This is a genomic window from Lysinibacillus sp. fkY74-1, from assembly GCF_053165895.1.
The window spans coordinates 1,350,812-1,364,167 of record NZ_CP170173.1; the positions used below are offsets into that span (position 1 = coordinate 1,350,812).

Below are 13,356 nucleotides of genomic sequence, written 5' to 3' on the forward strand. Positions count from 1 at the left end.
ACAATGAATGTAGAAGTAAAAATCAAAAGAATGCATGAAGATGCAATGCTACCCATGCAAGCTAACCCTGGCGATGCTGGGATGGACCTCTATTCCATTGAAACTGTAGAGATACCTGCTGGTGGGACTAAATTAATTAAAACAGGAATTCAAATTGAATTACCAAAAGGAACGGAAGCACAAATTCGACCAAGAAGTGGACTAGCCTTAAAACATAGTATTACAGTGCTCAATAGCCCAGGAACAATCGATGAAGGCTATAGAGGGGAAATCGGTGTAATTTTAATTAATCATGGTCAAGATACGTTCTTCGTAGAAAAATCTATGCGAATTGCCCAGATGGTGATTCAATTTGTCCCTACTATTCAACTCTTGGAAGTTAATGAATTATCTCAAACGGTTCGTGGAACTTCGGGATTTGGAGCGAGTGGTACAAAATAAGATTAAGTTTTCAATAGGCGTTTGTAAGGATTGAGTTTGGTATGTACTGAACTCAATCCTTTTTATTTTTCCCTAGAATAATCTAATCAATTTATATTTAAACATAGGTTGTCACATTTGTGTAACGTAGGTTCAGTAGGATTTATATGAGGTAATAATATGGCAGAAGAGTTTGGCATTAACCGAATGGTTGCTGGAGCGGATCAATATATCAAGTATTTAATGGATATTTTTAATGATTATGGCTGTCATTGGGCATTTTATGCATTTCGTGAAGGTACGTGGGATGGTATAGATTTTGAATTAGGTAATAAACCTGTCGGGGAGGCATATTGGAATGCGAAGGCTAATAGAGAGCTACCCTATAGACAAGCAAAAGAAGTAGATAATTCTATTTGGGAGGTCTTGAAAATAGATAGCAAGTAATATGGTTTGTTCGCTAAGATCAAATAAAAAGTATATGAGTAGTACAAACCATCGTTTGTACTACTTTTTCACATGACGTTCAGAGCTCTAAATCATGACATCTATTCAATCAATATATTGCTGCTGGAATTAGATAGTAAGCTGTATATCATCTAGTTCCGAAAATAGTTACGTGCTAGTAGAGTGGCAGAATGATATTCAGCAGGCAATTCATCCTCAAAAAAAATAGCCTCTACGGGACAAACTAATTCACAAGCGCCACAATCGATACAGATATCAGGGTTAATGACATATTGTGTATCTGTATTTACAATGCAATTTACGGGACAGACATCTAAACAAACGGCTGCTTTTTCATCCCTACATAATTCTGTAATTACAAAGGCCATTATAAATCCTCCCCTAATTGATGTTTTAATTCTTCAGGCGAGTGCTTCCAATACTGTTCATTAAATTCAGATAAAAATTGGAAAAGTAGTTTTTTTGAATTGGGATCGACATGACTTAGGATAAATGTCCCTTTAAGTGCTTTATCTAAATAATTTACTTGCTCTGGCAACGATTTATAGCCAAGTTTAATGCGTCGTTCTTCCTTTGCTACCCGTACTTCACTTGCAGTACATCCCGCATAATAAGGTCCATTTTCCCCGACCTGAAGAGCTACCCAAACGATCCAATAACGATTATAATCGTCACTAGCATGAGCTAAATCTGGTGAAAAACGCACTTTTTTTTCAATAATACTTCGCCCATGTAAGGCTTCTAGGTCTATAAATACGTGTTTTTTTTCACAATCTATAATAATAGGCGTTACATTATTTAAATCAAGGGTACCTACGCCGTAACCCCCATCTCCATCGGTTGAATCATTACTTAAGATGGTAAAATGTATCTTTTCTTTCATAGAAAACACCCCCACATACTTTCTACAATATTTACATGTTCCGATTTCCAAACAATTTATAGTACAAAAAATAGCACACTTATTACGATAGCTTTAAAAAAGAATCTAATTGAACGTTTTAGTAGCAATTTTAAACTATGCGTAAGGGCTGCCTAGGATTTCTCCTTATACTTTTTAGATTAAAAAGTATAACTGAACTATACAGCTTATTATCCTTTGTTGTCTTCGGACTTACGTCTGAATTGTTATGATCTGGTAAATTAACTATATACAGTTATGGATATTTCGCTTAAAAATTTTGGAATTTCACGTAATTAAGGAACTTGAAAAATAGTCTATTAAGAGGATGATTTAGGATAAATGGAGCTCAACCATTCTCCTAGTCTGTTGAAAAGGTTTACTTGACTAAGGGGAGGTAGTGCCATCCACAGACATTCTGCTGCACGACAACATTCAATTCTTCTGCCATCATTATGAAAAAACGCATCTTTCCTATATTTATTTTCATCCATCCCTTCAAAAAAACGATATATAATTTCAAGCTCACTCAATTAGCGAAACAATGATTTTAACAATTTTTATTTTATTAGCATAGAATTTAGCCTGTTAATATTTTACATTTATATCGTTAGAAAAGCTATTAGCCCTACTATTATTTTAAAAAATAAATGGAATCTAAAAAAATAGAAAGTTAAAGTTTCCAGCAATAAATAACTGTTTTTTTCTGCATCTTGTCTTCATTTCTCTATGAGTTTCTATTTATAGGTAATTATTTATGAAATAATTACCTATACGACCAATTTGGTATTAAAATTACCTTATTTTTAGCGTTTATTTATTGGTAATGTAGTTATATTATTGTCTTGTAAAGCAAATTTAAGATTGATTGGTATATTTCATCATGAAAATTTTTGAAGGCTGCTTTATCCATAACTATTAGTAATTATTATTTGAGAGAACGTATTATACATATTAATAAAATTTAATAGAGCGATAATATTGTTCTCACAGAATAATATAATTTATTTGAATTCTGGAGGAATATACAAATGACGAAACATAACAAAGGTCGTAAATTTTTTGCAACTACTGCTACAGCAGCACTTGTAGCATCAGCAATCGTACCGGTAGCATCAGCTGCTGAATTTAATGATGCAGGTAGCATTTCATCATGGGCAAAAGAAGCAGTACAGTTTTTAACTGACAAAGGTTTCATCCAAGGTGACGAAAAAGGAAACTTCAACCCAGCTGGTACACTTACTCGTGCTGAAGCTGCTGAAATTTTATCAAAAGCATTAGACTTAAAAGCTACTGGAACAGAAGATTTTACAGATGTAGATGAAAATGACTGGTTCTATAATGCAGTGCTTGCCACTTCACCAGAATTATTTGATGGTATGGGTAATGGTAAATTTGAACCGAAAGCACAATTAACAAGAGAACAAGCTGCAAAAGTTATCGTACAAGGTTATCAATTAACTGGTAAAGCAGACCTTAGTCAATTCTCAGATGCTTCTAAAGCTTCTAAATGGGCTGTATCTTACTTAGAAACAGCTGTTGAAAATGGTGTAATTAATGGTAAAGGATCATTATTAGCACCACAGGATAAAATTAGCCGCGAAGAATTTGCTACTATGGTAAAGCGTACAATTGATGCAGTTCAAGAAGTAATACCAGCAGTAGAATCTGTAAAAGGGCTTAACGCAAAAGAATTTGAAGTGAAGTTCAACACAGCTGTTGATGCAAAAGATGCTGCTGTAACAGCGAAATACGCTATTGACGGGGTAGCTATTACGAACGCAAAAGTTTCTGAAGACGGAATGACTGTTATTTTAACAACTGATAAAGAAATTAAATTAACAAATGGCAAAGTAACTGTAAACCCAATCAAAACAAAAGCAGATGCAAAAGTTCTAACTGAAGAGTTTAATAAATTAATCACATTTGCTGATACAACTCCTGTTAGCGTAAATTCTGTTGAAGCAAAAGGCACAACAGCAGTAATCACTTTCGATGAGCTTGTACAAAACGAAGGAACAGTTAGCTTAAATGGTACTGAACTTGCTAAAGATCGTTATACTTTATCTGGAAAGACATTAACAATCAAAGGTTTAACTGCTGAACAGACTTATAAAGTAGACATCGTAGGAGCAACTGACTTTGCTAATAATATTGCAAATCCGATTGCAGTGAACTTCACGGTTCTAAAAGCAGACGTTGATAATTCAAAACCAACTGTTTCAACTGCTGTGAATGGTACAGAAATTACGTTTGATTTCTCAGAAGAATTAATGAAGCAAAATCTTGATGCAGATGCGGGCGCTACTGCTGAAGAATATGCAAAAGTAACGGTTGGTTCTACGGTTTACTACTTAAAAGATGCTGATATGAAAGATGCAGAAGATAAAACTGTATTTACTATTGATGCAAAAGCTGCATTAGGTACAGCTACATTCATTAATGCGGACGTTAAAGTAGAAGGACAAAAAGATTTAGCTGGCAATGCAGGAGATGCATTTGAGTTCAAGGCTATTCTATCTAAAGATTTAACGCCTGCTACACTTGTATCTGCTTCTACTAAAATGTTAGTAGCTGATGATGTAAATGCTACTACTGATGTAGATGCGCTATACCTTACTTTTAGCGAACCAGTAAAAGTAGATGGTAAATTAACTCTTAAAACTCAAAATGGTATTGCTTACACTACTGGAAAAGAAACAGCTGTAAAAGCAGATGCTGGTTATGATGTAGATGGTAACGGTAAAATTGAGGGTGCAGAGAAAAATACGGTGAAAGTGGACATTGATTTAGATAGTAATTCAACATATACATTTGAATTATCTGCTAAAGCAGTGGCTGACTTAGCTGGCAACGTAACTGCAGATACAATTACATTCAATGTGACAACTGGAACGTATGAAGCTACACCAGAAACTACTACAGATTCATTAGTACTTGGGACAACACCAGTTGTTGTAACAGATAACAATGTATTCACTGTTGAATATGCTGCTGATGTGACTGCAACAGCAACAAATGCTTCTAACTACACACTTGGAGGAAAAGAGCTACCTGCTGGCACTCAACTTCAATTTGTGGACGGCACTAAAAAAGTACGATTCACTTTACCAGAAGGTTCTATCACGGCAAATGGTAATTATGTACTTGAAGCTAAAAATGTAGTAGATACAAAAGGTAACACTCTTAAAAATGGAAAAGCTACTACTCTAGTGGCTCTTAAAGAAAATATTGTACCTGTAGCTTCTAAAGTAACAGTAGTAGATAGCAAAACATTTACAGTTGACTTCACTGAAAGTATTGCTGATCAAGCTACACCAACAGGTTTAACAGTAAAAATTGCTGGTTCAACTGTAGAAGTGGCTAAAGCTGCTGTAGCTAATGGTAAATTAACTGTGACAACTAAAGCTGACTATGCTTTAACTGATAGCATTGTAGTTGAATTTAAAGCTACAAACCTTGTTGATGCTAATAACAACAAAGTAAAAGACGGTTCAATTTCAAAATAATTAAGCCGATTATTGAAAAAAGCTCTGTGGAACAATTTCCACAGGGCTTTTTTGTTAGTCAATATAGTTTCTACTATTATAAGAGGCAACATTTATTTATAAGGAAATTTTTTTGGAATCGGTCCGAATGCAATCCAATGATATTTAAAATATTTCCCCACCAAAAATACCACAATCCACGTAATAAATAGAGCAACAATAAAACCTCCGACACTCCAAACATGAAATAAGAGACTATTACCGCTGACAGGAATTTGGCGATAAAGGAAGAGGAAAAAAGGATGTAGTAGATAAATGCCAAATGATAATGTACCAAGATTAATAAGGGCATTTACCAAGGCTTTATTCCCTCTATTAAAAATCCAGAAAGAAAGCTGTAACAAGACGATACAGGCCGTTAAAGATTGTAGCTGAAAGACTAGTTCAAATACGATACTGTTGGCTAAATAGGTTGAAGATGAATAAACAAAGTAATATAGATAAATATTATAAATTGTAGAAAATAACCAAATAGCCCAAATGAAATAAATAGAAATCGGAAAGTTTTTTTGGGTTAGTTGGAACCACTGTTTATATTTTTCAAAATAAACCCCTAAAAATCCACCAGCCAAGAAATAAAGTATATAAGAGAATGAAATACTCCCTCTATAAGGATACTGCCAATACTCAGCATTTAATAGGATAAATATCCATTGAAGAGCTAGTCCTGTCCAAATCAGAAGAGGGGATAGGGCAGGTTTTTTCTTTAAAATATATAAGAATAACGGGAACATTAGATAGAACTGCACCATAATAAATATATAATATAAATGAGTATATGCTTTTCCAATTAATAGTTTCTGAAGAAATTCAACACTAAAAAGGGCGTGCCATGCTAATGAAAAATCGCGCGTCACATAAAATTGCATAGCGGCAAAATAAAAGACAGAAAAAAAGAGATAGGGAATAAGTATTTGGGTCACTCTTTTTTTATAAAAACAAACAATCAGTTTTTTGGTGAAATCCTTTTGGATATAGTTGTAAAATAAAACAAACCCACTTAAAAAAATAAAAACAGGGACAGCAAATTTAGGAAAAATATTGAAGAAAACATAAATAGAGTAGAGTTTTGATTCGCTGGACAAAGCTGTAACAGGTGTACTAGTAGAATGGATAAGAAGTACAGCTAGTATAGCTAAGGCTCTAGTAATATTTAATTCATCAATATGTGCTCGTTTCATATAATCATCTCCAAAAATAGTTGATAGTTTTTGAGTTCCCTGAATGTAATGCTCATATACATTAATGGTATGTTTAGAACCATGAATTTAGACAATTTTTTATCAGAATCGTCTAGTGGTACGGTCATGGCTTACTATAATGAATTTTTATGTCAGGCGGGTGTCAAACAATAAAAAAGCTACCATGCCTGATGCATAGTAGCTTGAAGTACTGAAAAAAGTATTTTAAAAGCCTTCCTACATTCATATGTAAGGAGGCTTTCGTTCGCACTTTATATAGGAGTATCTATTTATAATTTCACAAGAAATCGACCTCTTGCTTGACCTTTCAATAAAATAGGTAAAACATTTGGAAGTTGCTGTAATGTTACCTCTTGATAAATGAAGCCTTCAAGGTTAGCTGGTTTAAAATCAGTTGCTAAACGATCCCATATGTTCAATCGTACATCCATTGGACAATAAACAGAATCAATTCCAAGTAAATTTACACCTCTTAAAATAAAGGGGAAGACGCTTGTAGGAAGGTTTGTTCCTGCTGTTAACCCACTGCTAGCAACAGCACCGCCATACTGAATTTGACTTAATAAAGAGGCAAGTGGTTCTCCTCCAACAGAATCGACAGCTGCAGCCCATTTTTGTTTGCCTAATGCTCTAATCTTCCCATCAAATACCTCTTCACGAGTTACAATTGAAGTGGCCCCCAGGTTATTCAAGTATTCATGTTCTGAATCTTTCCCTGTACTTGCTTCTACTTGATAACCTAGTGTTGAGAGAATTGAGACAGCGAAACTACCTACACCACCAGTTGCCCCCGTAACAAGGATTTTTCCATTCTCAGGACTAATGCCATTTTCCTGTAATCTTTGAATCGACAAAGCAGCCGTAAATCCTGCTGTTCCTATAATCATTGCCTCTTTGAGAGAAAGACCGCTTGGACATGGAACAATCCATTTAGAAGGGATTCGAGCGTATTCACTAAATCCTCCAAAATGAGATACGCCAATTTCATAGCTTGTTGCAATTACCTTGTCACCCTCTTGAAAGCGAGAATCTTCAGAGGATACAACAATCCCAGCTAAATCAATCCCAGGTACGAAAGGATAGGAAGTAACGATTTTACCATCCTGTATAGCTGCCAGACTGTCTTTATAATTAATGCCAGAGTAGCTTACTTTAATTAATACCTCACCATTCGGAAGATCATTTAAAGTAAGATCATTAACTTTCACTGTAAAATTTTCATCTTGATTGACGACCAACGCTTTAAAGTTTTCTACTGTCATCGTAAACATCCTCCTACAATCTAATTCCATTAAACAGTATCAAAATTATTCTGACCGGTCAACATAAAATTGGAAAATGCACTCTGTTCATGTATAATGACTTGTATCAAGTCATTGGAGGCTTCTATGAAAAAGAAAGAGGAAGAACGAAAAAAACAGATAATGAAAGCAGCCTTTGATGCTGTTTCAAAATTAGGCTACGATAATGTCACATTACAAGATATAGCCAATCATGCAAATGTTTCGAAAGGGGTAGTCCACTATTACTTTACGAGCAAGCAAAACATATTATTAGAATTACTGGAATCCACAACAAACAAAATCTATAGTTTTGAAATAAAAGAAATCGCCAAATACGAGACAGCAATTGAAAAACTTCACGCCTATTTAAATGCTGTTTTTGTATCCCCTCAAGATAATAAAAAATTTTACAGAGTGTATTTAGATTTTTTAGCCCAAGCGAATGGAAATGAAGCGTATAAGAAAATAAACTTAAAATTTTATGAGAATTGCTGGGGAATCGGACAAGAAATTATTAAGTTGGGACAACATGAGGGTGTGTTTTGTCAGGATATGGATTCCCTCGCAAGTGCAAAAATGATGAGGGCGATGATTGATGGTTCTTTGATACAATGGTTAACCGATGATTTAAAAGAACAACATCAATATTATAAAGAAACATGTTTGAATAGTATTTTAAAATTATTAAAAACGTAGAAATTTTAAAGATTTACAGCTATGATGTAAGGCTTCAGACTGTAGACAAACTCAATGAAATAAAGTAAAGCCGTTGATTTCCACTACGGGCGGACGCTTTCCGCGGGCGGGGTCGAGCTGCTTCCCTCGCTTCACTCAGTCCAGGATCTCGACTTTCCCGCTTTTCCCGCTGGAGTCACCGCCCTTCGTTCCGATCAACTTCTACATAAAGTACCCCATCTACATAGGTAAATTTTTGGGGTGATAATACATCGAAACCTTTGAATGGTGCTAAGTGTTAAGCCTTTCCCAATGTACGGAAAGTAAGAATCACAAAAAACTCATTCAACGCCATATTGGGGAATTGTATGTGGAGGAAGCTGAACATTTACGCCATTCCTATGACATCAAACAAATTTATGCAAGCGTAAAGAAACGATTGAGCATGTCTTTGCCGATGCAAAGGAAAATCATGGTATGCGATGGACAACCTAGTGGTCTGAAAAAATTGTCCATGCAGGCCTATACTTACTCTCTTGCTACCAAAAAACTAGCCGTGGCAGGCGGCTTAAAAGAGTTCTTATACTTGAAGAGTCTGTTTTATTGGATATCAAATTATCATTTTTAAACATAATGAAAGAGAAAAAATGACAAAAGGAATCGAGTGTGAACTTCTCAATTCCTTTTGTCGACAGACTGAAGCCTTACAGCTATGATGTAAGGCTTTTTTTCTGTCCAAAAATGAAAAGGTAAATCTACTTAATAGAATTTTTAGTAGTAAAAAATGGTCCTGATATAACCAAATAAGGATACATTTTTAATATTATACCTTTAAATTGTATTAAAATCTTAAATTACCATTTAAATTTTCGGAAAAAACGATAAAAAAAGAATAGTTTTACTGTTTCAATATTGAAATTTCTGACAATAAAAGATGTAAAATTGTAAAATACTGTTTTTGTATGCATTGGTTTGCTGTTTATGCAGTCATTTATGCATGATAAAATCTATGTTTTCAATAATCCAAACTGTATAAAAATTAAAAATAATGTCGAGTTGAGTCAATTTTTCATTTTCTTTATACTGTGAAAGTAATTATTGGAGAGGAGAAATTATTATGCGCAAAGAAGTTACGATTATTGGGGTGCCAATGGATTTGGGTCAAACAAGAAGAGGAGTTGATATGGGGCCAAGTGCCATACGATATGCTGGGCTAACAGATCGACTTGAGGGTCTTGGATATTCCATTCAAGACGAAGGGGATTTGACTATCGAACTTGTTAATAAAGAAGTAGAAATAGAAGCAACAACTAACTTAAAAAATTTAAAAACGGTAGCAGATGCTAATGACAAGCTTGGTCAAAAAGTAGATCAAGTTATTTCCTCAAAACGCTTTCCTTTAGTTCTAGGAGGAGATCATAGTATTGCCATTGGTACATTAGCAGGTGTTTCCAAACATTATGAGAATCTAGGTGTTATTTGGTACGATGCCCATGGTGATTTAAATACTGGTGAAACTTCACCTTCAGGTAATATTCATGGAATGTCTTTGGCAGTAAGCTTAGGACTTGGTCATCCGGCACTTACAAATATTGGTGGTTATGCGCCAAAAGTTAAGCCTGAAAATGTTGTTATTATTGGGGCACGTGATTTAGATCCGGGTGAGAAGCAACTAATTAAGGAAATTGGTATAAAGGTCTATACGATGCATGAAATCGATCGTTTAGGCATGACGACCGTAATGGCTGAAACGATTGAATATTTAAAGGAGCGCACTGATGGTGTCCATTTATCGTTAGATTTAGATGGCCTTGATCCTAATGATGCTCCGGGTGTAGGAACGCCAGTGGCAGGTGGTATTAGCTACCGTGAAAGTCATCTAGCTATGGAAATGCTATCAGAATCAAATATTATTACTTCTGCAGAGTTTGTAGAGACAAACCCGGTATTAGATAAATATAATAAAACAGCTATCGCTGCCGTAGCTTTAATCAGCTCACTCTTTGGCGATACATTACTTTAAGCAAACGATAGGGAAGTTGCAAGAGCGATAAGGAAGAACTTTTTAATAAAATTAGGTCGCCACAACCGAACATTAGAAAATTGCTCTCCCTAATGGTAGTTTACAATAGAACGAATTAATGCTCTAGACTAAACGGGAACTTTTATTTGTCAGAAAATTGACTGTTCACAAAATAGATTAAATTTTAAAAATCAAATCTATTGATATTTCTAATAGTTATCTTTTTGCACCTACAAAAGTAAGTGCTTACAAGATAGTAGCATAAGGGGTTTTTTTATGGCATCAGAACAATATGAATTAAAAAGAAGTATGAAAGCTAGACACTTGTTTATGATCTCACTTGGAGGCTGTATAGGAACAGGGTTTTTCCTTGGATCAGGCTTTACCATTAATCAAGCCGGCCCAACAGGTGCTATTCTTTCGTATTTAGTAGGCGGGTTAGTGATGTATCTAACGATGCTTTGTTTAGGTGAATTATCAGTAGCTATGCCAGTATCTGGTTCATTTCAAACATACACGACGAAATTTATTGGTCCTGCTACAGGCTTTGCTGTTGGCTGGCTTTATTGGCTGGGGTGGGCGGTAACGGTTGCCCTTGAATTTTTAGGGGCTGGACAACTTATGCAAAGATGGTTTCCTGAATCACCCGTATGGATGTGGTGTTTAATTTTCGGGGCCTTGCTCTTTTTATTAAATGGTTTATCAGCAAAGGCATTTGGTGAAGCAGAGTTTGTTTTTTCTAGCATTAAAATTTTAGCTATCATTATGTTCCTAGGAGTTGGGGGAGCAGCGATGTTTGGCTTGATCGATATGAAGGATGGAACGAATGCCCCATTCCTTACTCATTTTTATGAGGGTGGACTATTTCCAAATGGTGTAACAGCATTGCTTATAACGATGATCACTGTGAATTTTTCATTCCAAGGGACAGAGTTAATTGGTATTGCTGCAGGTGAAAGTGAAAATCCAGAAAAAACGATTCCTAAATCTATTAAACAAACCGTATGGCGTACGCTTTTCTTCTTTGTTCTATCCGTTGTTGTGCTTGCAGGTATGATTCCTATGGATAAAGCTGGAGTTGTTGAAAGCCCATTTGTAGTTGTATTGGATAGTATAGGTATACCTTATGCGGCTGACATCATGAACTTCGTTATTTTAACAGCGTTATTATCGGTTGCTAACTCGGGTCTATATGCAGCAACGCGTATGTTATTCTCTCTTTCCGTTGAAAAAATGGCTAGCCCAGCTTTAGGGAAGGTGAATAAGAGAGGGATTCCTATGAACGCATTATTAATAACACTTGCTGTAGCTGGATTATCACTTCTGTCTAGTGTTTTCGCTGCAAAAACTGTTTTTGTTTGGCTTTTATCGCTTGCAGGTTTAGGCGCTCAAATAGGCTGGATTGCCATTACAGCATCACAAATCGCTTTTAGACGTTCCTATGTACGACAAGGTGGAAAAGTGGAGGATTTAAAATTCAAAGCTCCACTTTATCCCATTATTCCAATTATCGGTTTAGTCGCAAACTGTATTGTTATGGCAAGCTTGGCATTTGATCCATCGCAACGATTAGCACTTTATTGTGGTGGAGCATTCTTTATCGGCTGTTACGTCGTTTATTACGTAAAAGTGAAGAAGACTAAGGTGATGAAAATAAGCCAACAAGAAGTACAGTTAAAATTAGATCAAAAAATGTATCTTTAACTATGGGAGTAGCTGCTAAGACGGCTACTCTTTTCTATTTTCCCTTCTAAATTCCACAAATTTAGAAAATGAAGGACGTATTTCATAAAAAATTGTTCCTATAAAAAGCGGGGAAAATTTATTGATTATCGATAAAAAAATATTGAAATAAGATAATTAATCGTATATTCTTCATACAAGAAGAATTTAGTTTTGCAAGCTAAGTTCCTCAAACTTTGTATCATTACTGAGGTGGATGAATGATGAAGAATTTTTTGAAAGACTTAGGGTACTTTACGTACCATCAATCATTATCTTGTATTTTTCCTGTAGTTATATTTATGACTCTCGCGCTCTCAAAAGTAATTCATATACCAGGCGTTGCAAGATACGATTTCATTTTAATAATCTGTCTAGTGACACAATACTTGATGTATAAATTTGGTCTAGAATCGAAAGATGAAATAAAAGTAATCTGTCTGTTTCATATTATTGGGCTTGTTCTTGAACTTTATAAAGTGAATGTTAATTCTTGGTCTTATCCAGAAGAGGCTTGGTCAAAAATTGGAGGTGTGCCATTATATAGTGGCTTTATGTATGCGAGTGTAGCCAGTTATATTTGCCAAGCGTGGCGCAGGTTTGATTTAAAGATTGTCAATTGGCCAAAAAGTTATATAGCTATTCCACTGGGGGCCATGATTTACTTGAATTTTTTCACACATCATTTTATGTATGATTTGAGATGGCTGTTAATGGCTTTACTTTTCATAGTGTTTTACCGTACTGTTGTCAAATTTACTGTACGGGATAACATCTATCAAATGCCAATTGTCGTGTCATTCTTTTTAATTGGATTTTTCATTTGGATTGCGGAAAATATTGCTACATTTTTTGGTGCATGGTCATACCCCAATCAAGAGGTAGCTTGGACGATCGTTCATTTTGGGAAGATTAGTTCTTGGTTTTTACTAGTCGTTATTAGCATTATGATAGTGGCACAGCTCAAATTATTTTATCGAGATTCGGAAGAGTAAAAGAGAAAAATAAAATCTTCCCTAATTCGATAGTTTGAAGTTGTACCCACCGGTTTTCATCAAACTGTGCCTTTTTTACGTGTCCTTCCTGCTGTAGACTCCTCTGTAGAAGAGAATTG

Annotated in this window: 11 protein-coding genes and 1 pseudogene; 8 read left to right on the top strand and 4 right to left on the bottom strand. The window is 35.1% G+C overall.

What is annotated here, in order from left to right; all coding sequences use genetic code 11:
* Positions 1-3: 3 nt before the first annotated feature.
* Both dut and ACE1MS_RS06345 read left to right on the top strand, forming a co-directional pair.
* Positions 4-441 (top strand): dUTP diphosphatase, encoded by a 438-nt coding sequence (dut, locus tag ACE1MS_RS06340; RefSeq protein ID WP_012293537.1) that lies wholly within the window; start codon positions 4-6, stop codon positions 439-441.
* 159 nt (positions 442-600) lie between these two features.
* Entirely contained in the window at positions 601-867 is a 267-nt protein-coding gene (locus ACE1MS_RS06345) for a hypothetical protein (protein ID WP_447402772.1), read from the top strand.
* Between the two features lie 152 nt (positions 868-1,019).
* Here ACE1MS_RS06345 and ACE1MS_RS06350 read toward each other — a convergent pair whose 3' ends face one another.
* Both ACE1MS_RS06350 and ACE1MS_RS06355 read right to left on the bottom strand, forming a co-directional pair.
* On the bottom strand, positions 1,020-1,256 hold the full coding sequence (locus ACE1MS_RS06350) for an indolepyruvate ferredoxin oxidoreductase subunit alpha (protein WP_036165899.1): 237 nt from the start codon (positions 1,254-1,256) through the stop codon (positions 1,020-1,022).
* Positions 1,256-1,771 carry a YwhD family protein gene (locus ACE1MS_RS06355; protein ID WP_036215124.1) on the bottom strand — a complete coding sequence of 172 codons (516 nt, stop codon included), beginning with the start codon at positions 1,769-1,771 and terminating at the stop codon, positions 1,256-1,258. Before ACE1MS_RS06355 ends, ACE1MS_RS06350 begins: the two co-directional genes overlap by 1 nt.
* A gap of 1,049 nt (positions 1,772-2,820) precedes the next feature.
* Here ACE1MS_RS06355 and ACE1MS_RS06360 point away from each other — a divergent pair.
* A complete protein-coding gene (locus ACE1MS_RS06360; RefSeq protein WP_197223806.1) occupies positions 2,821-5,298 on the top strand; it encodes an S-layer homology domain-containing protein in 2,478 nt (825 codons plus the stop codon).
* 92 nt (positions 5,299-5,390) lie between these two features.
* Here the strand turns inward: ACE1MS_RS06360 and ACE1MS_RS06365 are convergent, their stop codons facing one another.
* Together ACE1MS_RS06365 and ACE1MS_RS06370 are read right to left on the bottom strand one after the other, a co-directional pair.
* Positions 5,391-6,518, bottom strand: coding sequence for an acyltransferase (locus ACE1MS_RS06365; protein ID WP_200991036.1), 1,128 nt, complete (start codon positions 6,516-6,518; stop codon positions 5,391-5,393).
* A gap of 290 nt (positions 6,519-6,808) precedes the next feature.
* A complete protein-coding gene (locus tag ACE1MS_RS06370; protein ID WP_447402773.1) occupies positions 6,809-7,801 on the bottom strand; it encodes an NADPH:quinone oxidoreductase family protein in 993 nt (330 codons plus the stop codon).
* A 126-nt stretch (positions 7,802-7,927) separates the two neighbouring features.
* Here ACE1MS_RS06370 and ACE1MS_RS06375 point away from each other — a divergent pair, with 126 nt between their 5' ends.
* The 5 genes and pseudogenes from ACE1MS_RS06375 to ACE1MS_RS06395 all read left to right on the top strand — a co-directional run bounded on the left by ACE1MS_RS06375 (position 7,928) and on the right by ACE1MS_RS06395 (position 13,237).
* Entirely contained in the window at positions 7,928-8,518 is a 591-nt protein-coding gene (locus tag ACE1MS_RS06375) for a TetR/AcrR family transcriptional regulator (RefSeq protein ID WP_031417850.1), read from the top strand.
* A 251-nt stretch (positions 8,519-8,769) separates the two neighbouring features.
* Positions 8,770-9,125 (top strand): annotated as a pseudogene (locus ACE1MS_RS06380) (transposase); the annotation flags it as partial.
* 489 nt (positions 9,126-9,614) lie between these two features.
* Positions 9,615-10,520, top strand: coding sequence for an arginase (gene rocF / locus ACE1MS_RS06385; protein WP_031417915.1), 906 nt, complete (start codon positions 9,615-9,617; stop codon positions 10,518-10,520).
* Between the two features lie 276 nt (positions 10,521-10,796).
* Positions 10,797-12,224 (top strand): amino acid permease, encoded by a 1,428-nt coding sequence (locus ACE1MS_RS06390; RefSeq protein WP_031417916.1) that lies wholly within the window; start codon positions 10,797-10,799, stop codon positions 12,222-12,224.
* Between the two features lie 239 nt (positions 12,225-12,463).
* On the top strand, positions 12,464-13,237 hold the full coding sequence (locus tag ACE1MS_RS06395) for a DUF817 domain-containing protein (protein WP_012293547.1): 774 nt from the start codon (positions 12,464-12,466) through the stop codon (positions 13,235-13,237).
* Positions 13,238-13,356: the final 119 nt, after the last annotated feature.